This window comes from Rhodobacter sp. P2_H5, from assembly GCF_056403335.1.
The window spans coordinates 125494-147539 of sequence record NZ_JBFUFS010000007.1 but is presented as its reverse complement, the minus strand read 5'-3'; the positions used below and the strand labels follow the sequence as shown (position 1 = coordinate 147539).

Genomic DNA, 22046 nt, shown 5'->3' with positions numbered 1-22046 from the left:
AATGGACTGGATCGCCGCCAACGCCACCCTTGTGCTGACCGCTTTGGCGGTGACGGGATTGCTGCTGCTTTCGGCCTTCTTCTCCGGCTCTGAAACCGCACTCACCGCCGCCTCGCGCGGGGTGCTGAAGGCGCAGGCCGACAAGGGGTCAAAGGGCGCCAAGGCGGCGCTGAAGGTGACGGACGACCGCGAAAGCATGATCGGCGCGCTGCTTCTGGGCAACAACGTCGCCAATATCCTGTCGGCCTCGCTGACCACGGCGCTGCTCACCGACCTGTTCGGGTCGAATGGCGTGGCACTGGCCACGGTGATCGTGACGGTCCTGGTGCTGGTCTTTGCCGAGGTGCTGCCCAAGACGGTCGCCATCATGATCCCGGTGCCCTTCGCCGTGCGCGTCGGGCCGGCGATCATCTTCCTGATCAAGGTCTTCACCCCGATCGTGACCACGGTGCGCGCCCTTGTCGGGCTGATCCTGCGGATCTTCGGCATGCGCGCCGACCCCGGCCGCCACATCCTCGCCCTGCGCGAGGAGATCGCCGGCGCCATCTCGCTCGGCCATTCCGAGGGCGCGGTGGAGAAAGAGGACCGCGACCGCCTGCTTGGCGCGCTGGATCTGTCCGACCGCACCGTGGACGAGATCATGCGCCATAGGCGCGAGACCGAGATGATCGACGCCGATCTGGCCCCCGAAGAGATCGTGAGCCGGGTTCTCGCCTCTTCGCACTCCCGCCTGCCGGTCTACCGCGGCAGCGACGAGAACATCCTTGGCGTCATCCATGCCAAGGACCTTTTGCGCGAGGTCGAGCGCCTCGACCATATCCACGACAGCCACGCCAAGGCGATGGAATCGCTCGATGTCGTCAAGGTCTCGATGAAGCCCTATTTCATCCCCGACACCACGACGCTCGACGAACAGATGCGCGAGTTCCTCAAACGCCGCACCCATTTCGCGCTGGTGGTGGACGAATACGGCACCCTGCAGGGCCTGATCACGCTGGAAGACATCCTGGAAGAGATCGTGGGCGAGATCACCGATGAATTCGACGTGGTCGACACCACCCATACCGTCAAGCGCACCGAGGATGGCGGCGTGATGGTCGATGGCGCGATGACGATCCGCGACCTCAACCGCGCCACCGACTGGGCGCTGCCCGACGACGAGGCCAATACCGTGGCGGGCCTCGTGATCCACGAAGCACAAATGATCCCGGCACAAGGCCAGGCCTTCAGCTTCCACGGCTTCCGCTTCGAGGTGATGACCCGACGCGAAAACCGCCTGACCCGGATCAAGGTCAGGAAGCTCTGATCACCACGTCAAGGTCAGAAGGTTGGCACAATCCGCGCTTCCCGCCTTCTGACAGGTTTTCCAAAGCGATAGCTGTCTGGCGTGCAGAGCGGTATGTTGAAACATAGCTACCGTCATCGCGCTATTCACGAGGCAGGCGACGTCGCGCCGTTTGCGCGACGCGTCCTCTTCGACTGACTGGGAACTGGGAAACGATGCCGCAAGCCCGCACAAATTGCCGAACAATTGTTCATCGTCCAGAAAGTTACTGATGGTCTGTGAAAGGTAGTTGTAGGGTAGCGCCGCAACGTCCCCGTGATTGACGGTCACAAGCAGGTTGCGGGCGAGCATATCGCGCCCAATCTTGCGCCATGCCAGCAGGTGCTTGGCATCGCAGACATCTGAGGTCTGCCAGAACAGGAAGAGGCAGTGATTGAACACGGGGCCAGCGCAGGTCTTGTAGGCAGGCATCACATCGACAGCCGGATCTGTTGCGGTCAGGGCCTTATCCAGACAATCCTCAATCTCGACGACAATCTGATCGACACCAGACAAAGGATCGAGATCCTCTGCGCTGGCCGAAGAAAGCGCCAGAAACACAACAAGTGTTGCCTTCAACCAAGTCAGACCGCGCCTCACTTGCCGAACAAACCGCCCAGAATCCCGCGCACCACGGCCTGGCCGGTCTTGGTGCCGATCTGGCGGGCGAAGCTTTTCGCAAAGGCCTCGGTCAGCGAATCGGTCCGGCTGCGCGGGGCCGGGCGCGGGGCGGCGGTGCCGCCCGTGCCCACCGGCCCGCCATAGCGCTTGGCATGGGAATAGGTGTCACCGTTGGTCGGCGGCGCCTGCGGTGGCTGCGGCGACTGCGGCGCTTGCCCCTCCGCCTGCCGCGCCGCCGCATCGGCCCGTGCCTTCAACCGCTCATAAGCCGAATCGCGGTCTACGGTCTGGTTGTACTTGGCCCCCATCGGCGAGGCGCCCACGATCTGCGCCCGCAGGCCCGGATCAATCGGCCCGACCTGGGTCGAGGGCGGGCGGATCAGGGTCCGCTCGACCACCCCCGGCACGCCCTTGTCTTCGAGGAAGGAGGTCACAGCCTCCCCCGTGCCCACCTCGCGGATCGCGGTGGCGGTGTCAAAGCGCGGGTTGGGGCGGTAGGTCTCGGCGGCATGGCCAAGGTCTTTCTGGTCCTTGGGGGTGAAGGCGCGCAGGCCATGCTGCACCCGGTTGCCGAGCTGGCCCAGGATCACCTCGGGAATATCGGCCGGGTTCTGGCTGATGAAATAGACGCCAACGCCTTTCGACCGGATCAGCCGCGCCACCTGTTCGACCTTGGAGATCAGCGCCTTGGGCGCGTCGGTGAAGAGAAGATGCGCCTCGTCGAAGAAGAAGACCAGCTTCGGGCGGTCAGGGTCGCCGACCTCCGGCAGGGTCTCGAACAGTTCCGAGAGCAGCCACAAAAGGAAAGTCGCGTAAAGCTGCGGGTTCAGCATCAGCTTTTCGGCCGACAGCACGTTGATCATCCCCGCACCATTGGCATCGACGCGCATCAGGTCGGCGAGCTGCAGCGCCGGCTCGCCGAACATCTGCACCGCGCCCTGGTTCTCCAGCACCAGAAGCTGACGCTGGATCGCGCCGATCGAGGTGCCGGCGACCAGCCCGTAACGCTTTGAAATCTCATCGGCATGATCGGCCACAAAGACCAGGAGCGCCTGCAGGTCCTTGAGGTCGAGGATCGGCAGCGCCTCCTCATCGGCCAGCCGGAAGGCCACGTTGAGCACCCCCTCCTGCGTGTCGTTCAGTTGCAGCATGCGGGCCAGCAGCAAGGGCCCCATCTCGGCCACAGTGGCGCGGATCGGGTGGCCGTTCTGGCCCCAGATGTCCCAGAAGGTCACCGGAAAGCTGCGGTATTGCAGGTCGAGCCCGATGGTCGCCGCCCGCTTCATGAAGGCGTCGTGCAGCTTGGCCGTGGCCGAGCCCGCAGCCCCGACCCCCGACAGATCGCCCTTCACATCGGCCATGAAGACCGGCACACCGGCAGCCGAAAACCCTTCGGCCAGGATCTGCAGCGTCACCGTCTTGCCGGTGCCGGTGGCCCCTGCGATCAACCCGTGCCGGTTGCCGTATTTCAGCAAAAGGGTTTGCGGCAGCCCATAGCCCTCGCCACCGCCGCCGACAAAGATCCTGTCCGCCATCGCATCGCTCATCTGACATCTCCTGCGGCCGTTCGAAATGCGGGCGCTCGGGCCGAGAATACATCCTTAACCTTCTTGTGCCATCCTCATCTGATCGGGCCCGCGACCTGTCGCCGCCCCGATACTTCCTCCCTGTCGGACTGGCCGCGCCCTCGGGTGCGGCCTTTTTTCGCGCCACGGGAATTTGACCCGGGCCCGTGAAAATCCTTGTTGACGATTATGTGAAACCGACATAGCGTCCGTTCATCAAGTCGGCCAGTCCGACAGGGAGCAAAAAAAGAGACAGAAAAAGGGCCGTTCCGCGGCCCTTTTTCCTTTTGAAGGCAAGGGTTTGCGCCCCGGACCTGCGCAAGCTTCCGCCGCAGGTGCACATTTTGCGTTTTGCGGCCTGACGCGGGGCGCGCGCCCGTGTTAAAGCAGGTCAACCGCGGGCCGGATCAGGGCCCGCCCCGGACGCCATCGCTCGTTGAAGGACATACATATGACTGCCAATTTCGCCCGCTACACCTCCAACCTGGCGCTGAGCCTGGGTCTGTGCGCGCTGACCCTCGGCATGGCGCCCGCCGCCATCGCCCAGACCACCGCGCCGCCCGCCGCCCCGGCGGATGCCGCCGCCGCACCTGCCGCGACCGATGGCGTTTCGATGGGGATCCCGGATGGCCTGCCCGACCAGACTCAGGCCGCCGTGGGCCAGGTCTATCTGGCCGCAAGCTTCGACTCCTGGGAACAGCGCTGCACCAAATCGGCCGATGGCGCCGATTTCTGCCAGCTCTACCAGCTGGTGAAGGACGAGAGCGGCGCGCCGATCTCGGAAGTCGTAATGTTCGCCCTGCCCGACGGTGGCCAGGCAGCGATGGGCGCCAATATCCTCGCGCCGCTGGAAACCCTGCTGACCGCCAATATCCGCATCGCGGTCGATGGCGACAAGGGCAAGCTCTACCCCTTCTACGTCTGCACCTCGAACGGCTGCCTCGCCAAGGTCGGCTTCACCGCCGCCGAGGTCGACGCGATGAAGAAGGGCAAGCAGCTGACCATGACCGTGGTGCCCGCTGCCTCGCCCGACAAGACCGTGGTGATCAACGTGCCGCTGAAGGGCTTCTCGGCGGGCGCGCAGGCCGTCAAGGACGCGCTGGCCAAGATCAAGAAGTGATCAGGCCTTCCTGAGGGCGAGCACCGCGTTCATGCCGCCGAAGGCAAAGGAATTCGACAGAACGGCCGCCACCGCGGCCGTTTTTCTTTGGGTGACAAGGTTCACCGGGCAATCGGCATCCGGCCCGAGATAGCCCGCCGTCGGCGCAATCACCCCGTCCTGCAGCGCCAGAAGGCAGGCGAGAAGCTCCACCGCACCCGCCGCCCCCATCAGATGGCCGTGCAGCGACTTTGTGGAAGATACCAGCACATCCTGTTGAAAAACCTGCGCAATCGCCTGCGCCTCGCAGCGGTCGTTGGCGAGCGTTCCGGTGCCATGGGCGTTGATATAGCCGACCTCAGCGGAAGACATGGCCGCATCGCGCAACGCCGCCTCCATCGCATGCACCGCGGCAGAGGTGCTGGGCTGCACCATGTCGGCGGCCTCGGTCGTCATGGAAAACCCGGCAATCTCGGCCAGGATCGGGGCGCCGCGCGCCAGGGCGTGGTCGCGGTCCTCCAGCACGAAGACGGCGGCACCCTCGCCCATCACCAGCCCGTCGCGGCCCGTCGAGAATGGCCGGCAGGCGGTTTCGGACAGCACGCGCAGCCCCTCCCAGGCCTTGAGCCCGCCAAAACACAGCATCGCATCGCTGCCGCCCGCCAGCATCACCGGCAGCATCCCGGCGCGGATCATCTGGAACGCCTGACCGATTGCGTGGTTGGAGGATGAACAGGCCGAGGCCACGGTAAAGCCCGGCCCGGTCAGCCCCAGATCGCGCGCCACCAGCGAGGCCGCCGCACTCGCCATCAGGCGCGGCACGGTGAAGGGATGCACGCGGCTTTTGCCTTGGGCATAGACGGCGCGGTAGCTGTCATCCACCGTCTGCAAACCGCCGCCCGCGCTGCCAAGGATCACGCCAGCGCCCGGAGCCTCGCCGCGCCGGAAGCCTGCCTGTGCGAAAGCCTCACGCGCCGAGGCCACGGCATATTGGGCGAAAGGGTCCATCCAGACAAGATCGCTCCGGTCGAAATCTCCGGTCCAATCCGTGACTTGCGCGCCGATCTTCACCTGAAGTCTGTCAAGCTGCGGGATGTTCAGGGCGCCGACCGCGACCTTGCCCTCTGCCATCGCTGCGGTGGTGGAAGCGCGGTCATGCCCCAGAGGATTGACCGTGCCCGCCCCGGTGATGACCACGCGTGCCATCAGGCCCGCGCCACCAAAGCCTCGACCGCCGTGACCACCGCGCCGAGCGTGGAGGTGTCAAAACTGCTCATCCCCGGGTCCTGCGCGTTGAAGGGGATCGAGATGTCGAACTCCTCCTCCATCGCGAAAATCGCCTCGACGAGGCCGAGGCTGTCGAGGCCAAGATCCTCGGGCCGCGCGTCCAGCCGCAGATCCTCGGGCGAAAGCAGCGCCTGCGCCGCGAGGATGGCGAGGATCCTGTCGCGCGGGGTCAGGTTCATTCCGCGTCACCCGGCGCATCGGTGGCGCCAAGCCGCGCCTCCAGCGCCGCCACCCGCAGGGCGAGGCGCGGCAGACGGCGGACGGCCTTGTTGATCTCGATCTGGTTTTCCATCTTGATCGCCGGATAGCCCAGCAGCACGCGGCCCGCCGGGGCATTGGTCAGGATCTTGGTCCCGGCCCCGGCAATCACGTCGTCGCCCATGAACAGGTTGTCGCCCAAGCCCGATTGCCCGGCCATCACCACCCGGTTGCCGATCCGCGACGAGCCCGCGATGCCGACCATGCCGCAGAGCAGACAATCCTCGCCCACCGTGACGTTGTGACCGATATGAACGAGGTTATCGAGCTTGGTGCGCGAGCCCACCACCGTGTCGCGGATCGTGCCGCGGTCGATGCAGGAATTGGCGCCGACCTCGACATCATCGCCGATGGTGACAGACCCCAGCGAGTGAATGCGGTTCCAGTGCTGTTCCTGAAAACCCTCACGAATCCCGAGGGTTGAGCGGATCTCTTCAACCCCCGATTTCTCGGCCGTCACGAAGGAGAACCCGTCCGAGCCGATGACACAGCCCGGCTGGCAGATCACCCGGTCGCCGATTTTCACCCGTTCACCAATCCGCGCGCCTTCCAGGATCAGCGCATCGGCCCCGATCACCGCCCCCGCGCCAATCGAGACATGGGCGGCGATCCGTGCCCCCGGCCCGATCCTCGCGCCGGCGCCAATGGTCACAAAGGGCGCGATGGCGGCACCCGCACCGATTTCGGCCGAAGGATCAATCACCGTCATCGGATGGATTCCGGGCGCAATGGCGGGGCCTGCGTCCAGGGTCCGGGTCAGGCCCGCCATGGCGAGCCGCCCGCGCGGCGCGAAGATCGCAGCCTGCAGCCCCATCGCCTGCCAGTCGGCACCCGGCCACAGCAAGGCGGCGCGCGCCTGACCAAGCTTCAGCCCATCGGCATATTTCGGGTTGGTGGCCAGCGCCAGATCCTGCGCCGAGGCCGAGGCGGGCTCGGCCGCACCCTGGATCAAAAGGCTGCCATCGCCTTCGAAACTGGCACCGATCGCACGGGCGATTTCTGCGATTTCATGAGCCATCCCCGCCTCCGCAACCGGGCAGAATGCCCGCAAATCCGACCACCCCGCGAAAAGCGGGATAGTCCTTCATATGCTCAGGTTCAGATCAGGTTTCAACACCCGCAAAGCTGACGCCCGCATCTTTCAGCGCGGCGTAAAGCTCGCCGTCGCGGCCATAGATGTCGCGGCGATAGCCGATGCGGCCCTGATCGTCCGGCCAGGCGGTGAAATAGACCAGGTGGACCGGCACCGGCGAAGCGATGTTCAAGACGGCCTCGCGCCCGCCGGAGAGGTATTTCTTGAACAGCGCCTGCGGATCCTCGCTTTGGCGGGCCAGAAGCACATAGGCAAAGTCGAAGGGCGCGCCGACCCGGATACAGCCGTGGCTGAAGGCCCGGACTTCCTTGGTGAACAAGGATTTCGACGGGGTATCATGCAGATAGATGTTGTACTTGTTGGGGAACATGAACTTGACCTTGCCAAGCGCATTGCCGTCCTCGGGCGGCTGGCGCAGGGCGAAGGGGAAGTTCGCCGGCGTATAGGCCGCAAAATCCACCGTGCTGCGGTCGACCACGCGACCGGCGCGGTCCAGAAGCTGCAACTGGCGCTGCGCCCCGGGGTTCTTCTGGAATTGCGGCAGGTATTCCTTGACCACGATCGAGCGCGGCACCGACCAGGTCGGGTTGATCACCATATATTCCATGGTGTCCGAGAATTCCGGGCTTTGGAAATCATGCCCGGTCTTGCCGATCACCACGCGGGATTCAAAGGTCACCGCGCCATCATCGACCACCTTCACCGTGAAATCGGGCTGGTTGACCCAGATGTGACGCGTGCCGCGCGGCGCGTTGCCCATCCAGCGCAGCCGCTCCATCGCGACGACCACGGCTTTCAAGCGGTCGGCGGCGGGCGTGTTCAACTCGGCCACCGTGGGCTTGCCCGCGACGCCATCGGGCGTCAGCCCGTTGTTGAGCTGGAAGCGTTGCACCGCGGCCTGGATCGTCTCGTCATAGGTGACCGAGAAGCTGCGGTCGAGGTAACCCAGCATGACCAGACGGTCGCGCAACTCGGTGACCGCGGCACCGCTGGCGCCCGGTTTCACCTCGGCGACCGAGATCACATTGCCATAGCCGCCACGCGAAATGACCGCCTCCAGCGCGAATTTCTCGGCCATCAGGCGGGCATATTCCGGCGCAGTCGGGGCGAGGCCCGACAGAAGGACCGGCAGATTGGCACTCGCCTGGCTCAGCAGCAGCGCGGGGTCAGGGCGGCTGATCTCGCGCTTGATGCTGTCGTCGATCCGGCCCGGCTCCAACGCGCCCGAGGACAGATCGCGGGCATAGGCCAGCATGGCGCGGGTCATGGTGACTTCCAGACGGCCGAGATCACCCTCGGTCTGGGCCTCCGCAAAGGCGCTGCGCAGGGCGGCGGCGTCATAGCGTTGCGTCGGCAGGCCGTGATCGGGGGCCGAATCGAAGGCCTGCAGCAGCGCCTCGCGCCGCGGCGCATCCTGCATCCCGGTCCACAGCGTCTGGTAGGCACGCGCGCCGTAGAAGTCGGCGATCACCGTGTCATCGCCCGCTTCGGCCACCAAAGCCTGCGAAAAGGCCGAGGGCAGCACCTGTGCCGAGGCCGCACCCAGCCGGAGCGCCGCCCCGAAGGCCAGAACCGAAGTCACAGCCCGAAGTGCGCCACGCCTGTTCATCTCAATCGCCATTGCCAAAATCCTTTGCCCGGACGCATCAGCGGCCATGGGCTTTTTGTGCTGCTTTTCCTAGAGGATATCGTGGAAATTATGACATTGCAAAGCCCTGCCGCACCGCCCATGCCCTGCCCTGGTTCGAATGTCTCTATTTGATCACGTCCCCGGTGAGGGGGAATTTCGGCGAATTACCGCCCTTGAATTCAGCGAATCTTTGCCTATTGGCGGCAGACTGGCCGTCGGGGACAGAATTCCCTGTTGGGACGACGGAAAAGATATGCCATTAAATGCACACGCTTTGGGGACGAGGCGGAAACAAAGCCGTCGCAAAGACGGTCACACAGAGACATACGGGACAGGCTTCACAATGATGGAAACGGAAAACGCAGGGGTTTCGCGGCGTGCTTTGCTGCGGATTTTTGCAGCTGGAACAGTCGTTGCCGCACCGACCTATGCCAAGGCCTTCGGCTTCCTGAAAGGAGCCGGCGACATCCGCCGCGTGAATATGTACTCCGGACGTTCGGGCGAAACTGTCAATGCGATCTACTGGGTCGATGGCAAATACATCCCGGAAGTCGTCAAGGAAATCAGCCACTTCATGCGCGATCTGCGCGCTGACCAGACCATCGCGATGAACCCGCACAACATGGACATCATCGCAGCGACGCACCACCTTCTGGACGTCAAAGAGCCCTACATGTTGTTGTCGGGCTACCGCACACCGCAAACCAATGCGATGCTTCGTTCGGAATCGCACGGCGTGGCCAAGCATTCGCTGCACATCCAGGGCATGGCCGCCGACCTGCGTCTGCGCTCGCGCAGCGTGTCGCAGATGGCTTCGGCAGCACAGGCCTGCCAGGCGGGTGGCGTCGGCCACTACTACCGCTCCAACTTCGTGCACATGGACTGCGGCCCGGTGCGCACCTGGGCTGGCTGAGACAAAGGCCCGGACAGAAATTTGCCGGACACGAAAAAGGGCACCCGCGGGTGCCCTTTTTCGTTTGCCGACAAATCCGAAACGATCAGATCTGCGTGAAGGCATCCGTCTCGGCAGAGCGGCCGCGGAAGCCCTGGGCCACCACAAACTTCTCCGACGAATCGGCACGGCTGGCCGGGGGTTTCACATTGGCCACTTTCTTGAACGATTTCTTGAGAAGTGTCTGCATCTGCACCTCGGCGCCGCCGGCCAGAACCTTGGCGACAAAGGTGCCGCCCTCTTCCAGCACGTCGAAGGCAAAGGCCAAAGCCGCCTCGACCAAGGCGATGATCCGCAAGTGGTCGGTGCCCTTGTGCCCCGAGGCCGAGGCCGCCATGTCGGACAGCACCACATCGGCCTTGCCACCCAGCCAGCCCTTGACCAGCTCATCCGCGCCTTCGGAGAGGAAGTCGAGCTGATGCAGCTCGCAGCCAGCAATCGGCTCGATCTCCTGCAAATCGACGCCGAGCACGGTGCCAATCGGCTTACCGGCCTTCTCGCCCAAAGCATTCACCCGCGGCACCGCCACCTGACACCAGCCGCCCGGCGCGCAGCCGAGGTCAACCACCCGGGCGCCGGGTTTGAGGAAGCCGTATTTGTCATCGAGCTCCAGGATCTTGTAGGCGGCGCGGCCACGGTAGCCCTCGCGCTTGGCCTTGATCACATAGGGGTCGTTCAGCTGCCGTTCGAGCCAGAGGGTCGAGGACAGTTTCCTGCCCTTGGCCGTCTTGACCTTCACCCGCAGCTCGCGCCGGCCACGTCCGGAATCATTCGTCTCAGTCATACGTCAAGGCCCATCACTCAAAAGGTCCGTCTTCCAACACGCCGTCGGCGCTCATCTGTGCGTATAGCAGACCTTCGCGCAGACCACGATCCGCCACCGAAAGCTGATCGGTCGGCCAGATCCGCATCAAAGCCTGCAGGATCGCCGCCCCCGACATGATCAGCGTATGCCGGTCGCGCCCGATGCGCGGGTCCGACCGGCGCCCCTCGGGACCAAGCGCCAGATAGTCGCGGATGACAAGGTCGATCTGGTCGGAACTCATCACCAGACCATCGACTTTCGCCCGATCATAGCGTCTGAGCCCCAGAAACGAGGCTGCGACCGTGGTCACGGTCCCCGAAGTGCCGATGATCTGGAAGCCCTTCCTCGGCTGCGCCGCATTGGCGGGCGAGAAGGTGGCGAGGCTTTCCTCGAAAAACCAGCTCATCAGGGCAAAGCGGGCGGCATCGTCTTCCACGTCGATGAACTGGTCCTTCAGCGTGGCGACGCCGAGGGGAACCGAGATCCAGTCCACCACCCGCGCATCGCCCTTGCCCTGCCGTTCAAAGCCGGAGGATAGCCGCATGATCGACCGTGGCCGATCCTCGGGTTCGACATCCGACAGGTCGATCCACACCAGTTCGGTCGAGCCGCCGCCGATATCGACGATCAGCAGCTGTTCCGATTCGCGCCGCACCAGCGGCGCGCAGGAGATCACGGCCAGCCGCGCCTCTTCCTCCGCGCCGATGATATCCACCGTCAGCCCGGTCTCGCGGCGGATCTGGCGCATGAACTCGCGGGCATTCTTGGCGCGCCGGCTCGCTTCGGTGGCGACCAGACGCATCCGTTTGACGCCGTGCTTTTCGATCTTCTTCTGGCAGATGCGCAAAGCCTGAATCGTGCGCCCCATCGAGGCGCGCGACAATTTCCCCGACGCCTCAAGCCCGGCGCCAAGCTGGACAGTCTTGGAAAAACTGTCGATGACCTGAAACTGACTGCCACGCGGTTGGGCAATCAGCATCCGGCACGAGTTTGTTCCCAGATCCACGGCGGCATAAAGCCGGGATCCGGTCGTAGAGGAGCCAGACGTTTCCGGCAGGAGGGATCCCGTCACAGGATCAACCTCGCGCGTTTCTGCGTCCGCTCCCCGGGGACGCTGGGGCGTCATCGCCGCCCTCCATCTATGGTTGCCCCCATCGTAGACCCGTTGTGACTTGCGCTCAAGCCCGCAATCGGGCGGAATGGGCCCCGTCGCATTGGAGCTGCCTCATGTCGAAATCCGGCATCGGCTGTCGCAAATCGGCGCTACACAGGGTCTCACATTCATTCGCCGGAATCAGCAAATGCCCGAAGTCACCATCGTCTACTGGCGCGACATTCCCGCCCAGATCATCGTCGGCAAGGGCCGCTCGGGCGCCAAGGTCAAGCTGACCGAAAGGTTCGAACAGGCCATCGACCGTTGCGCCATGAAGATCGGCGCCAAGGATGCCGATGCCTATCTCGCCGAATGGCGAAAAGCGCCGCCCTTCAGCGTCGAAGGCGAGCAGATGGCGGTGGCCGAGGCCGAAGCCGCCAAGATCGAGGCCGAATATGATTCCGAACGCCTGAAATCCCTCATCACCTCTGACGGTTGGGCGAAAGCCTGATTTAAAGGACACGACATGGCCCTGTTCAACTTCCGCCGCGACGCCGCAACCCCCGCCCCCGTGACCGAAGAGGTCGAGGCCTTCCTGCAAGGCTATTCGATCGAGGTCATGCCGCGCACCGCCGAGAAGGTCGAGGATTTCCGCGCCTTGCTGCCCAAGGGCACCCGCGTCTACATCGCCCATATCGAGGGCACGCCGATCGAAGACATGGTGACCACCGCCAGGCGGATCGCCGGCGAAGGTTTTGACGTGATGCCGCACTTTCCGGCGCGGATCATCCATGACAAGGCCACCCTCGCCTCCTGGATCGCGCGCTATCAGGGCGAGGCCGGGGTCAAGCAGGCTTTGTTGCTGGGCGGTGGGGTCTCTACGCCCGCAGGTGATTTCGACAATTCGATGCAGATGATCGAGACGGGCCTGTTCGACGGCTTTGAACGCCTGCATGTCGCGGGCCACCCCGAGGGCAACAAGGACATCGACAAGGACGGTGGAGATGCCATCGTGATGAAGGCCCTGGCCTGGAAACAGGCCTTCGCCGACCGGACCGATGCCAAGATGGCGATCGCGACCCAGTTCTGCTTCGAGGCGGCCCCGGTGATCGCCTGGGCCAACAAGCTGGCAGAGGCGGGCGTCAAGATGCCGGTGCATATCGGCGTGGCAGGTCCGGCAAAACTCCAGACCCTGATCAAGTTCGCCATCGCCTGCGGCGTCGGCCCCTCCTTGCGTGTGCTGCAAAAGCGCGCCATGGACGTGACCAAGCTGCTCTTGCCCTATGAGCCGACCGATGTCGTGGCCGAACTGGCCGCGCACAAGGCCAAGACCCCGGGCTTCAACATCGAGCAGGTGCATTTCTTCCCGCTGGGTGGCATCAAGACCAATGCCCAATGGGTAACCGATAATGGCGGCACCGCAGGCGTGCCGGCCAAAGCGTAAGAGGGAGGTTGAACAATGACCCGTACCGTCGTTGAATCGAAAACGAAAACCGTGATCATCGGCTTTGACGAGCCCTTCTGCGTGATCGGCGAGCGCATCAATCCCACCGGCCGCAAGAAGCTTGCCGCCGAGCTGGAGCTCGACAATTTCGACACCGTGATCCGCGACGCGCTGGAGCAGGTCGCCTGCGGCGCAAACCTTCTGGACGTGAACTCGGGCGCCGTTTTCACCAACAAGATGGCTGTTGATCCGCGCTATGCCGACAACAACTTCACCGAACCGCCCTTGATGAAGAAGCTGATCGAGATCATCCAGGGCATCACCGATGTGCCCCTGTGCATCGACAGCTCGGTGCCTGCCGCCCTTGAGGCCGGGCTTCTGGCCTGCGAAGGTCGGCCCCTTCTGAACTCGGTGACGGGCGAGGAAGAACGTCTGGAGCGCATCCTGCCCCTGGTGAAAAAGTACAATGTGCCAGTGGTGGCGATCTCCAACGACGACACCGGGATCAGCCAGGACCCCGACGTGCGCTTTGCCGTGGCCAAGAAGATCGTCGAACGCGCCGCCGATTTCGGCATCCCGGCGCATGACATCGTGGTCGACCCTCTGGTCATGCCGGTCGGCGCCATGGGCTCGGCCGGCCAGCAGGTCTTCGCCCTGGTCCGCCGCCTGCGCGAGGAGCTTGGGGTCAACACGACCTGCGGCGCCTCCAACATCTCCTTCGGCCTGCCGCACCGCCATGGCGTGAACGCGGCCTTCCTGCCGATGGCGATTGGCGCAGGGATGACCAGCGCGATCATGAACCCGGTGCGTCAGCCGGAAATGGAGGCGATCCGCGCCGCCAATTTCCTGATGAACCATGATGCCAATGGCGGCGAATGGATCCGTTTCGCCAAGGTGATCGAAGCCGTCGAGGCCGGTGCGACCTTCGCCGAGGCCTCGGCCGCAGCCACCGCCGCCACTTCGGGCCGCCGCGGCGGGCGTCGTGCACGGGGCTGAGATCGGGGTTGATCGTTAAAGAACTTGTTAACCATGGGGCGATAGAATCGCCCCATGGACACCATCCGCATCCACAATCCTGAATTCTGGCTTGATCAGGTTTTTGCAGCCAAGGCCGTGACACAGGGCGGTGTCATCCGACGGAGCAAGAATTGGATAGAGGCCGAGATTGGCCTGCCACGCTTTGAACAAGCCGTCCGGGCGCGGGGCTTTCATCTGATCGAGGCGGGAAGCCAATTGGTGGTGATCTGCCATTCCGGGCCGATCGCAGTGCGTTTCTAGAGCACAAATTTTCTGCGAAAATTTAGAGATCGATCTTTCTGCGAAAGATCAGCGTACTGAATTTTCGCAGAAAATTCGTCCCCTCGTGATTTTCGCAGAAAATCAGGTTACTCGGCCGCAGCTTTCGCCATCCCAGGTCGGACCATGCTCTCCAGGTTGTCTTCGGTGATCGGCCCCGCCAACCGCAGCACCACCACGCCCTTGCCGTCGATCACATAGGTCTCGGGCACGCCGTAAACCCCCCAATCGAGCGCCATCGGCCCAGCATCGGCGCCGATCTGCGCATAGGGACTGCCCATCTCGCCAAGGAATTTCAGCGCGTCGGCCGGCTTGTCCTTGTAGTTGATGCCATAGATCGTCACACCCTCGGCCTGCAGCTTCTCCAGCATCGGATGTTCGACGCGGCAGGGCTGGCACCAACTGGCCCAGAAGTTCAACAGCTTCACCCCCGGCTTGCGCAAATCGGCATCGGTCGGTGCAGGACCATCGCCAAGCGCGGTGACCCGCACAGCGGCCGCCTCATGCCCCTCCATCATCGAGGGCAAGGGCTGGTCGCCCTTCTGCATCCCCGCAAAGGCCAGATAGCCGAAGACGGCAAAAACGCCCAAGGGCAGCAGGATCAGCGGTTTGAACGCCATCAGTCTTTCCTTTCGCGGCGCTCGACCTCGTCCAGCGCCCGTTTCATCCTGGCCCCTTGCCACAGCGTCAGGACCACCAATGCCACCAGCAGCGCCAGGGCCGCGCCATAGGCCCCCAGCACGGTGACGGCATATTTCCCGAGATCCGGCATGATCACCCCTCTGCCCTTTCGCGCGCGATCAGCGCCTTTATCCTGCGGGTACGGATCTCGGTCCTTGTGCGCAACAGGACCAGCGTCACGAACAGCAGCACAAACCCCGCCACCGAAACCGCCAGGGGATAGCCGAAGACATTCGACACCTGATCCCCCCCCGCCACCGAGACCGAGGCGCCCTGATGAAGGCCCTGGTTCCAGAACAGCACAGCATAGCGTGACAGAAAGGCGAAGACCGATCCCACGATGCAGAGGACCGAGGTCAGGTCCGCCGCCGTATCCGGGTCCTCGACCGCGGCCCAAAGCGCGATATAGCCGAGGTAGAACAGCCCCAGGATCAGGAACGAGGTCAGCCGCGGGTCCCAGGCCCACCAGGTGCCCCACATCGGCTGGCCCCAGATCGCCCCGGTCACAAGGCCGATCACCGTGAAGGTCAGTCCCACGGGCGCCGCCGCCTTGGCGCTCAGCGCACTGACATGGTGCCGCCGGATCAGCCAGATCAGCGAGCCCACCAGCATCATGAACCAGGCCGAAATCGCCATCATCGCCGCCGGCACATGCAGGTAGATGATCTTGACGGTCGAACCCTGCTTGTAGTCATCCGGCGTGAAGAAAAATCCCCAGACCAGCCCCACGACCAGCAAAATCATCGCCAGCCCGGAGACCCAGGGCAGGGCCTGACCCGAGGTCTGCATGAACTTCTTGGGGTTGGCGTATTCCCAGATCGACATGGATCTCCTGTGCCCAACGGCGTTTTTCTTTGCAAATCACAGTAGCGTCAGATTGTCACTTCAGGTTGGCGCGTATTGCCGCACCACAGGCGAATGGCAAGAGTGCGCCGGCGCCGAGCGAGATGGCGGCCAGCAGCAAAAGCGGCACCATCGGGTCGGTGCCAGCAGCCCCGCGCCGCACCACCTCGGCCCCGAAGATCAGGGTGGGCACATACATCGGCAGCACGATCAGGGACAGGATCAGCCCGCCGCGCTTCAGCCCCACGGTCAGGGCCGCGCCGAAGCATCCTATCAGCGACAGGGCGGGCGACCCCAACGCAAGCGAGGCCACCAGCCAGACATAACCGCGCGGATCGAGGCTCAGAAGCAGGCCGAGCACGGGCGAGATCAGCACCAGCGGCAGGCCGGTGACCAGCCAATGGGCGAGGGCCTTCATTGCGGCCACGCCCTCCAGCGGCAAAGGGGAGACGGCCATCAGGTCCAGCGAGCCATCCTCGAAATCCAGGGCGAACATGCGGTCCAGCGACAGAAGACTCGCCAGCAGCGCGCCGACCCAGAGGATGCCGGGGGCGATCCGTGACAAGAGCTCCCCCGCCGGACCCACGCCCAAGGGCACCAGCACCGCGACCATCAGGAAGAAGGCGAGGCCGAGGCCGAAGCCGCCCCCGGCCCGCACCGCGAGGCGCAGATCGCGCAGCAGGAGCGCCTTCACAGGAAGGCCTCGTCAAAGGCGCCCGTGGCGGCTCCGGGCTTGGAAGGATTGGCTTTGAAGGGGGAGAGATCCAGCACTTCGGCCTCGGGCAGGCCGAGGTCGATATGGGTGGCGACGATGGCAGAACCGCCCTGCCCGAGATGACCGCGCAGCATGGCGCCGAAGAGGGCCACCGAGGCGGCGTCGAGGGAAACCGTCGGTTCATCCATCAGCCAGAGCTTGCGTCCGGTGACCATAAGCCGCGCCAGGCCGAGGCGGCGCTTTTGGCCTGCCGACAGATCGGCGGCGCGGCGGTCTTGCAGGGCGGTCAGGTTCATGGCCGACAGGGCCGCCGAGACCTGCGCCAGCCCATGCACCTCGGCCCAGAAGGTCAGGTTCTCGGCCACGGTCAGCGTGGCCTTCAGCCCGTCGGCATGGCCGGAATAGGTGATGCTGTCGGCCTCGGCCACAATCCGGCCCGACAGAGGCGGTTGCAGCCCGGCCAGGGTGCGCAGGAGGGTGGTCTTGCCGATGCCATTGGCGCCGCGCAGGATCAGAACGCGACCCGGGGCCAGCGCGAAGCGCAAGCCCTCCAGCACGGGCAGACCACCGCGCGCAATGCTCAGATCCTCAACCTCTATCATGGCAAAGACTTATCCCGGTCTGGGGCGGGCCAGCAAGCCCTGCCCCGGATGAAGACCTGCGGCATTCGGGCCAAGATCACGCCCAATCACGCCTTGTCGGACAGATCCAGCCATTCCTCTTCGGCCGCCGCCAGCGCCTCCTGCCGTTCGACCAGCATGTCGGAAGCTTTCTGGAACTTCACCGGCTCGCGCTTGTAAAGTTGCGGGTCAGAGAGCAGCTCGTTCAGCTTGGCAATCTCGGATTCCATCCGGGCGATCACTGAAGGCAGGCTGTCGAGGCGCTTTTTCTCGGTGAAGCTCAGACCCTCGGCCGGTTTTTTCGGCGCGCGGACCGGGGCGGGGGCGGGTTTGCTGGCCTGCGGGGTTTCCACCGCCGCAACCCCGCGTTGGGCGGCGTAATCCGACCAGCCGCCGGGATACACGGTGGCCTTGCCATTCCCTTCAAGCGCCACGGTGGTCGTGGCCACCCGGTCGATGAAATCGCGGTCGTGGCTGACCAGAAGCACGGTGCCGTCGTATTCGCCGAGGATATCCTGCAGAAGGTCGAGAGTTTCGACGTCCAGATCGTTGGTCGGTTCGTCCATGATCAGCAGGTTCGACGGCTTGGCCATCAGTTTGGCCAGCAGAAGCCGGGCCTTTTCGCCCCCCGACAGGGATTTGACCGGGGCGCGGGCCTGCGCCTCGTCAAAGAGGAAGTCCTTCAGGTAAGCCACCACATGCTTCGGATTGCCGCGCACCATGACCTGATCGGAATTGCCCGAGACGGCCATCAAAGGGTCATTGGTCAGGTTGTGCCAAAGGCTCGCCTCTGGGTCCAGACGCGCCCGGGTCTGGTCGAAAACCGCGATTTCCAGCGAGGTTCCCAAGGACACCGTGCCGGAATCGGGCGCAATCTCCCCCGTCAGCATCTTCAGAAGCGTGGTCTTGCCGACGCCGTTCGGGCCGACAAAGGCCACGCGGTCGCCGCGCAGGATGCGCAGGCTGAAATCGTCGAACAGCACCCGGTCGCCGAAGGCTTTCGAGATCGACTTGGCCTCGATCACCTTCTTGCCCGAGGTTGAACCCGAATCGAACTCCAAAGCCGCGGTGCCCTTGCGGCGGATCTGGGAGGAGCGTTCCTCGCGCAGCGCCGCCAAAGCGCGGACCCGGCCCTGGTTGCGCTTGCGCCGGGCTGAGATGCCCTCGACGGCCCAACGCGCCTCGGCCTTGATCTTGCGGTCGAGCTTGTGGCGGGCCTCGTCCTCGGCCTCCCAGGTCTCTTCGCGCCATTCCTCGAAGCCGAGGAAACCAAGCTCGCGGCGGCGCAGCACGCCGCGGTCCAGCCAGAAGGTCTGCCGGGTCAGGCGGTTCAGCAAAGCCCGGTCGTGGCTGATCAGCACATAGGCGGCGCGGGTTTCGGCCAGGAAGTTTTCCAGCCATTCGATGGCGGCAATGTCGAGGTGGTTGGTCGGCTCGTCGATCAGCATCAGCTCGGGCGCTTCGGCCACCAGCTTGGCCAGCGCGGCGCGGCGTTTCTCACCACCCGAAGCGGAAGACACCGGGGTATCCGGCTTGAAGCCCAGACCTTCGGCCGCGACTTCAACCCGGTAGCCCTCGCCCTCAGGGATGCGGCTGGCGGCGTAGTCGCCCAAGGTGGCGAAGCCCGACATGTCGGGGTCCTGTTCCATATAGCCGACCGTGACGCCGGGCGAGACGACGCGCAGGCCCTTGTCGGCCTCCACACTGCCGGCCATGACCTTCATCAGGGTGGATTTGCCCGAGCCGTTGCGGCCCACCAGCGCCAGCCGGTCGCCGGGCTGAACGGTGAGGGTGATGCCCTCGAACAAGGGGTTGCCGCCAAAGGTCAGCGACAGATCGGAGAGTTGCAAAAGGGGTGCGCGTGCCATGATGCCCTGCCCCTAAGGCCAAGGGCGGATGCGGTCAACCTTTAGCGTCACGGCGTTGCGGGGGAATCCTGCCCGACGATGCCACGCAGGGCGCGGGCCCGCGGCTGCGGCACGGCGGAAATCGGCAAGCCGGTGAAGACGTGCAGCGTGTCGAGGTCGCGGTCGATCACCGCATGGTCGGACACCCAGCCTCCCATCGCCAGATAGGTGCGCAACAGGGGCGGCAGGGCGGCGCGGTCGCCACCGCCCAAGGGCAGCGCCACCCTTTCGCGCGCCCGCGGGCCGGGCGCAAATTCGGGCGGGGCGACAAAGGGATGCAGGGCGGCCAGCGCCACCCGGTGCGGCGCAGGATCAGCCCCGGCAAAGCTGGAGCAGCCGAAGAGCAGCGTGATCGCCTCGGCATCGACGATCGAGGTCAGGGCGGCCCAGGTCAGGCGCAGGATCTCGGGGTCGTGGCGGGCGGGATGCAGGCAGAAGCGGCCCAGCTCCATCTTGCGCCCGGCGAAATGCGACAGGCGGCTCAGGTCGTAGAACTGGGCGGAGTAGCTGGCCGACAGATCGGTGCCGGCGGGAAAGTCCTGCAGGCGGCAGCAGGCGACCAGCGCGCCCTGCGCCTCGTGCACCAGAAGATGGCGGCAGATGATGTCGAAACTGTCATGGTCCAGCCCCGAGCCGGCCCCGCCCGACCCCGCCCCGCCGGCGCCCCGGCGAAAGGCCAGATGGCGCAGGGCCTGCGCCTCGGTCAGGTCATCGTCACCGCTCAACAGGCGCGCGGTATAGGGACCGCGCCTCAAAGGCTGCATCTTCTCTCCCGTCCTTGCTGTCCCCGCCTCGGTCTTTGAGTGGGCGCTTTGCGGATTTGGCCATCACGCGGCAGCGGATGCAATGGAGAAGCTGGATAAAACTCCGGCGCCCGGACGCTGGTGCCGCGTCCGGGTCGTACCCCTGGCCCGGGTGGCCGGGCTATTTCTTGTTGAGAAGCTGCGCCGGGTCGAGCCCGCCGATATTGCCGAACAATTGCAGGATGAAGCTTTTGCCCTTGATCGTTTCGGTGGTCACGCGGCGCGAGATGGTGACGACCTCGCCCTTCTCCAGCCCGAATCGCTCGACATTGGCGACCTTGCCCGCGTCGTTGAAGGTGATCGCCACGACCTGACGGTCGATTTCCTGCGGCGCATGACCGCCGACGGTCTTCCAGCGGCTCTGGACGTAGAACCATTCCTTGTCGCCCAAGAGCCCCTCGGTCGAGGGCCGGCCCAGAAAGGCCGCCACCGAATCGCGGGTGTCGAGCCCGGGCTTGACCTCGGCCAGATCCTGCTCATCGGGGATATAGCCGTGGTTGGCGTAAATCGGGGTGCAGGCCATGGCCAGAACCAGGGCCAGCCCACCGGCAGCCCGGACCAACGCCGTCGAGACCCTGCGCCCCTTGCCTATGATGGCCCCGGAGCCGGGCATTGCGCCCTGTCCGTCTGTGTTTCCTGCGCCGAAAGCCATGCCTTCCCCTGCCCTGCCAAACCCGCCTGACCCGCCTTTGCCCTGACGGGCCTGCCGGATCCGAACTCTTTCGCCTCATCTCGATGGCCCGCCGCGAAGGTCCTGGGCCACCGGCGCCGCACCTTTTTGACAAAGCCGGGTCTTGAAGTCCTCTGCGGGCCTGCAATCTCCTGTACCATCGCTTACATCATGCAGAGGCCCCGGTTCAAGAAAGGAACGCTTGACCCATGGCCGATAGCGGTTCAAAGCCCGCCGCCAGCACAGGAGCCTGTCATGACCAAATCTCCGATGAAACCTGAAACCGCCGCAACCGAGCCTGCAAAGGCCGATCCGGCCCTGCCCAGCCTGCCGTTCCGCGTGGCCGCCATCGCCGGGCGCACCTCGACCCATGTGCGGTTTCGCCCCTCGGCCCCCGAACGCAAGGCGATTGCCGAGGTGCTGGGCCTCCTGGATCTGCCCGTGCTGGAATTTGACGGCGACATCCGCCCGGCGGGCAAGCGCGACATGGTTTTGCGCGGCGCCCTGTCGGCGCGGGTGGTGCAGCCCTGCTCGATCTCGCTGGAGCCGGTGACGACGAAGATCGACGAAGAGGTGCGCCGGCAATATCTTGCCGATTTCATCGAGCCCGAGGCGGATGAGATCGAGATTCCCGACGACGACACGATGGAACCCCTGCCCGAGGTGATCGACGCCGCCGCCGTCGCCATCGAGGCCCTGGCCCTGGCCCTGCCGCTCTACCCGCGCGCGCCGGGGGTGGAACTGGGCGAGGCGGTCTATACCGAACCCGGCAAGTCCCCCCTGCGCGAGGGCGACCTCAAGCCCTTTGCCGGCCTCGCGGGGCTGGTGCTGAAGGCCAAGGACGACGGCGCGGACAAGGTCTGAACCGGCGTCCCTTCTTTGTCGGGCCCCCGGGCCCCGGCAAAGCCCGCCCCGTGCCGCGCGGAACACGCGGCCCGGGATACAGCTTGGCCACGCGGCTGGAAACCTTGCAGAAAAGGGCTTGCGCGTGGCGGAAATCCGTCTATGTTCCGCGCCTCATCCAAGGGGCTGAACCGGGGCTTGTTCCGGGCTCGGTATCCCGGAAACAGCAAAGAAATCAGGGGTCTGTCCCCTTTCAGTTTAAGGTGTGACATGGCAGTCCCGCAGAATCGTACGACCTCCTCCAAGCGCGACATGCGCCGCGCCCATGACTCGCTCGTGGCCGCAAACCCGGCTGAATGCTCCAACTGTGGCGAGCTGAAGCGCCCGCACCACGTTTGCGGCGCTTGCGGCCATTACGATGCCCGCGAAGTCGTGGCCTCGGCGCCTGCCGTCCTGAACGACGAGGACGCGGCGTAAGCCGCCCCTCGCAGGCAATC

25 protein-coding genes are annotated in these 22046 nt (G+C 64.7%); 9 read left to right on the top strand and 16 right to left on the bottom strand.

All coding sequences use genetic code 11. From position 1 onward, the window contains the following. Nucleotide 1: 1 nt before the first annotated feature. Nucleotides 2-1306, top strand: coding sequence for an HlyC/CorC family transporter (locus tag AC1DVR_RS11970; RefSeq protein ID WP_478000801.1), 1305 nt, complete (start codon nt 2-4; stop codon nt 1304-1306). Here AC1DVR_RS11970 and AC1DVR_RS11965 read toward each other — a convergent pair whose 3' ends face one another. Both AC1DVR_RS11965 and AC1DVR_RS11960 read right to left on the bottom strand, forming a co-directional pair. Continuing rightward, complete coding sequence (locus tag AC1DVR_RS11965; RefSeq protein ID WP_478000800.1) at nt 1307-1885, bottom strand: hypothetical protein; 579 nt, start codon at nt 1883-1885, stop codon at nt 1307-1309. It lies immediately after the preceding gene. Nucleotides 1886-1920: 35 nt separating this feature from the next. Beyond that, entirely contained in the window at nt 1921-3492 is a 1572-nt protein-coding gene (locus AC1DVR_RS11960; protein WP_478000799.1) for a helicase HerA-like domain-containing protein, read from the bottom strand. 469 nt (nt 3493-3961) lie between these two features. Between AC1DVR_RS11960 and AC1DVR_RS11955 the strand changes: the two genes are divergently transcribed. Next, entirely contained in the window at nt 3962-4630 is a 669-nt protein-coding gene (locus tag AC1DVR_RS11955; RefSeq protein WP_478000798.1) for an invasion associated locus B family protein, read from the top strand. Here the strand turns inward: AC1DVR_RS11955 and AC1DVR_RS11950 are convergent, their stop codons facing one another. From AC1DVR_RS11950 to AC1DVR_RS11935, 4 genes are all read right to left on the bottom strand, one after another. Next, complete coding sequence (locus tag AC1DVR_RS11950) at nt 4631-5815, bottom strand: beta-ketoacyl-[acyl-carrier-protein] synthase family protein (protein ID WP_478000797.1); 1185 nt, start codon at nt 5813-5815, stop codon at nt 4631-4633. It abuts the gene before it with no gap. Next, on the bottom strand, nt 5815-6075 hold the full coding sequence (locus AC1DVR_RS11945) for an acyl carrier protein (protein ID WP_478000796.1): 261 nt from the start codon (nt 6073-6075) through the stop codon (nt 5815-5817). The genes AC1DVR_RS11950 and AC1DVR_RS11945 overlap by 1 nt, the downstream gene beginning before the upstream one ends. Beyond that, nucleotides 6072-7172: a UDP-3-O-(3-hydroxymyristoyl)glucosamine N-acyltransferase gene (gene lpxD, locus AC1DVR_RS11940; protein WP_478000795.1), complete on the bottom strand. Its 1101-nt coding sequence runs from the start codon at nt 7170-7172 to the stop codon at nt 6072-6074. Before lpxD ends, AC1DVR_RS11945 begins: the two co-directional genes overlap by 4 nt. Nucleotides 7173-7257: 85 nt before the next feature. Further along, nucleotides 7258-8868, bottom strand: a complete 1611-nt coding sequence (locus AC1DVR_RS11935; protein WP_478000794.1) for a L,D-transpeptidase family protein — start codon at nt 8866-8868, stop codon at nt 7258-7260. A gap of 352 nt (nt 8869-9220) precedes the next feature. On the opposite strand from AC1DVR_RS11935, the gene mepK reads away from it, so the two are divergent. Beyond that, nucleotides 9221-9790 (top strand): peptidoglycan L,D-endopeptidase MepK, encoded by a 570-nt coding sequence (mepK, locus tag AC1DVR_RS11930; protein WP_478000793.1) that lies wholly within the window; start codon nt 9221-9223, stop codon nt 9788-9790. Between the two features lie 85 nt (nt 9791-9875). Here mepK and AC1DVR_RS11925 read toward each other — a convergent pair whose 3' ends face one another. After that, nucleotides 9876-10613: an RlmE family RNA methyltransferase gene (locus AC1DVR_RS11925; protein WP_478000792.1), complete on the bottom strand. Its 738-nt coding sequence runs from the start codon at nt 10611-10613 to the stop codon at nt 9876-9878. 13 nt (nt 10614-10626) lie between these two features. Beyond that, on the bottom strand, nt 10627-11760 hold the full coding sequence (locus AC1DVR_RS11920; RefSeq protein WP_478000791.1) for a Ppx/GppA phosphatase family protein: 1134 nt from the start codon (nt 11758-11760) through the stop codon (nt 10627-10629). A 175-nt stretch (nt 11761-11935) separates the two neighbouring features. Here AC1DVR_RS11920 and AC1DVR_RS11915 point away from each other — a divergent pair, with 175 nt between their 5' ends. The 4 genes from AC1DVR_RS11915 to AC1DVR_RS11900 are packed head-to-tail and all read left to right on the top strand — an operon-like array spanning nt 11936 to nt 14449. Beyond that, entirely contained in the window at nt 11936-12238 is a 303-nt protein-coding gene (locus AC1DVR_RS11915; RefSeq protein WP_478000790.1) for a virulence factor, read from the top strand. A 15-nt stretch (nt 12239-12253) separates the two neighbouring features. Then, nucleotides 12254-13171 carry a methylenetetrahydrofolate reductase gene (locus AC1DVR_RS11910; protein WP_478000789.1) on the top strand — a complete coding sequence of 306 codons (918 nt, stop codon included), beginning with the start codon at nt 12254-12256 and terminating at the stop codon, nt 13169-13171. 15 nt (nt 13172-13186) lie between these two features. After that, nucleotides 13187-14167, top strand: a complete 981-nt coding sequence (locus AC1DVR_RS11905) for a methyltetrahydrofolate cobalamin methyltransferase (RefSeq protein WP_478000788.1) — start codon at nt 13187-13189, stop codon at nt 14165-14167. A 54-nt stretch (nt 14168-14221) separates the two neighbouring features. Beyond that, nucleotides 14222-14449, top strand: coding sequence for an N-(5'-phosphoribosyl)anthranilate isomerase (locus AC1DVR_RS11900; RefSeq protein WP_478000787.1), 228 nt, complete (start codon nt 14222-14224; stop codon nt 14447-14449). Between the two features lie 107 nt (nt 14450-14556). Here the strand turns inward: AC1DVR_RS11900 and AC1DVR_RS11895 are convergent, their stop codons facing one another. From AC1DVR_RS11895 to AC1DVR_RS11860, 8 genes are all read right to left on the bottom strand, one after another. Beyond that, nucleotides 14557-15087, bottom strand: a complete 531-nt coding sequence (locus tag AC1DVR_RS11895) for a DsbE family thiol:disulfide interchange protein (protein WP_478000786.1) — start codon at nt 15085-15087, stop codon at nt 14557-14559. Further along, nucleotides 15087-15239, bottom strand: a complete 153-nt coding sequence (ccmD, locus tag AC1DVR_RS11890) for a heme exporter protein CcmD (RefSeq protein WP_478000785.1) — start codon at nt 15237-15239, stop codon at nt 15087-15089. The genes AC1DVR_RS11895 and ccmD overlap by 1 nt, the downstream gene beginning before the upstream one ends. Nucleotides 15240-15241: 2 nt before the next feature. Continuing rightward, entirely contained in the window at nt 15242-15973 is a 732-nt protein-coding gene (gene ccmC, locus AC1DVR_RS11885; RefSeq protein WP_478000784.1) for a heme ABC transporter permease CcmC, read from the bottom strand. A 55-nt stretch (nt 15974-16028) separates the two neighbouring features. Continuing rightward, nucleotides 16029-16685: a heme exporter protein CcmB gene (gene ccmB / locus AC1DVR_RS11880; protein ID WP_478000783.1), complete on the bottom strand. Its 657-nt coding sequence runs from the start codon at nt 16683-16685 to the stop codon at nt 16029-16031. Next, nucleotides 16682-17308 carry a heme ABC exporter ATP-binding protein CcmA gene (gene ccmA, locus AC1DVR_RS11875; RefSeq protein ID WP_478000782.1) on the bottom strand — a complete coding sequence of 209 codons (627 nt, stop codon included), beginning with the start codon at nt 17306-17308 and terminating at the stop codon, nt 16682-16684. The genes ccmB and ccmA overlap by 4 nt, the downstream gene beginning before the upstream one ends. Before the next feature lie 86 nt (nt 17309-17394). Further along, entirely contained in the window at nt 17395-19194 is a 1800-nt protein-coding gene (locus AC1DVR_RS11870) for an ABC-F family ATP-binding cassette domain-containing protein (RefSeq protein ID WP_478000781.1), read from the bottom strand. A gap of 47 nt (nt 19195-19241) precedes the next feature. Further along, the gene (locus AC1DVR_RS11865; RefSeq protein ID WP_478000780.1) at nt 19242-19997 is read right to left on the bottom strand and encodes a GNAT family N-acyltransferase; all 756 of its coding nucleotides are present in this window, start codon (nt 19995-19997) and stop codon (nt 19242-19244) included. Nucleotides 19998-20157: 160 nt separating this feature from the next. Next, nucleotides 20158-20649, bottom strand: coding sequence for an outer membrane protein assembly factor BamE (locus AC1DVR_RS11860; protein WP_478000779.1), 492 nt, complete (start codon nt 20647-20649; stop codon nt 20158-20160). A gap of 312 nt (nt 20650-20961) precedes the next feature. Here AC1DVR_RS11860 and AC1DVR_RS11855 point away from each other — a divergent pair, with 312 nt between their 5' ends. After that, nucleotides 20962-21570: a YceD family protein gene (locus AC1DVR_RS11855; RefSeq protein WP_478000778.1), complete on the top strand. Its 609-nt coding sequence runs from the start codon at nt 20962-20964 to the stop codon at nt 21568-21570. 249 nt (nt 21571-21819) lie between these two features. Beyond that, a complete protein-coding gene (gene rpmF / locus AC1DVR_RS11850; RefSeq protein WP_478000777.1) occupies nt 21820-22026 on the top strand; it encodes a 50S ribosomal protein L32 in 207 nt (68 codons plus the stop codon). The last annotated feature ends 20 nt before the right edge of the window (nt 22027-22046 follow it).

Bases quoted from the DNA above. Each gene is read 5' to 3' on its own strand.
- AC1DVR_RS11935 (WP_478000794.1), bottom strand. From the start codon at position 8,868: ATGGCGATTGAGATGAACAGGCGTGGCGCACTTCGGGCTGTGACTTCG.
- AC1DVR_RS11905 (WP_478000788.1), top strand. From the start codon at position 13,187: ATGACCCGTACCGTCGTTGAATCGAAAACGAAAACCGTGATCATCGGC.
- AC1DVR_RS11865 (WP_478000780.1), bottom strand. From the start codon at position 19,997: ATGCAGCCTTTGAGGCGCGGTCCCTATACCGCGCGCCTGTTGAGCGGT.
- AC1DVR_RS11970 (WP_478000801.1), top strand. From the start codon at position 2: ATGGACTGGATCGCCGCCAACGCCACCCTTGTGCTGACCGCTTTGGCG.
- lpxD (WP_478000795.1), bottom strand. From the start codon at position 7,172: ATGGCTCATGAAATCGCAGAAATCGCCCGTGCGATCGGTGCCAGTTTC.
- ccmD (WP_478000785.1), bottom strand. From the start codon at position 15,239: ATGCCGGATCTCGGGAAATATGCCGTCACCGTGCTGGGGGCCTATGGC.
- AC1DVR_RS11945 (WP_478000796.1), bottom strand. From the start codon at position 6,075: ATGAACCTGACCCCGCGCGACAGGATCCTCGCCATCCTCGCGGCGCAG.
- AC1DVR_RS11910 (WP_478000789.1), top strand. From the start codon at position 12,254: ATGGCCCTGTTCAACTTCCGCCGCGACGCCGCAACCCCCGCCCCCGTG.
- AC1DVR_RS11960 (WP_478000799.1), bottom strand. From the start codon at position 3,492: ATGAGCGATGCGATGGCGGACAGGATCTTTGTCGGCGGCGGTGGCGAG.
- AC1DVR_RS11895 (WP_478000786.1), bottom strand. From the start codon at position 15,087: ATGGCGTTCAAACCGCTGATCCTGCTGCCCTTGGGCGTTTTTGCCGTC.
- ccmA (WP_478000782.1), bottom strand. From the start codon at position 17,308: ATGATAGAGGTTGAGGATCTGAGCATTGCGCGCGGTGGTCTGCCCGTG.
- AC1DVR_RS11955 (WP_478000798.1), top strand. From the start codon at position 3,962: ATGACTGCCAATTTCGCCCGCTACACCTCCAACCTGGCGCTGAGCCTG.
- AC1DVR_RS11870 (WP_478000781.1), bottom strand. From the start codon at position 19,194: ATGGCACGCGCACCCCTTTTGCAACTCTCCGATCTGTCGCTGACCTTT.
- AC1DVR_RS11855 (WP_478000778.1), top strand. From the start codon at position 20,962: ATGACCAAATCTCCGATGAAACCTGAAACCGCCGCAACCGAGCCTGCA.
- AC1DVR_RS11950 (WP_478000797.1), bottom strand. From the start codon at position 5,815: ATGGCACGCGTGGTCATCACCGGGGCGGGCACGGTCAATCCTCTGGGG.
- AC1DVR_RS11900 (WP_478000787.1), top strand. From the start codon at position 14,222: ATGGACACCATCCGCATCCACAATCCTGAATTCTGGCTTGATCAGGTT.
- ccmC (WP_478000784.1), bottom strand. From the start codon at position 15,973: ATGTCGATCTGGGAATACGCCAACCCCAAGAAGTTCATGCAGACCTCG.
- rpmF (WP_478000777.1), top strand. From the start codon at position 21,820: ATGGCAGTCCCGCAGAATCGTACGACCTCCTCCAAGCGCGACATGCGC.
- mepK (WP_478000793.1), top strand. From the start codon at position 9,221: ATGATGGAAACGGAAAACGCAGGGGTTTCGCGGCGTGCTTTGCTGCGG.
- AC1DVR_RS11925 (WP_478000792.1), bottom strand. From the start codon at position 10,613: ATGACTGAGACGAATGATTCCGGACGTGGCCGGCGCGAGCTGCGGGTG.
- AC1DVR_RS11920 (WP_478000791.1), bottom strand. From the start codon at position 11,760: ATGACGCCCCAGCGTCCCCGGGGAGCGGACGCAGAAACGCGCGAGGTT.
- AC1DVR_RS11860 (WP_478000779.1), bottom strand. From the start codon at position 20,649: ATGCCCGGCTCCGGGGCCATCATAGGCAAGGGGCGCAGGGTCTCGACG.
- AC1DVR_RS11915 (WP_478000790.1), top strand. From the start codon at position 11,936: ATGCCCGAAGTCACCATCGTCTACTGGCGCGACATTCCCGCCCAGATC.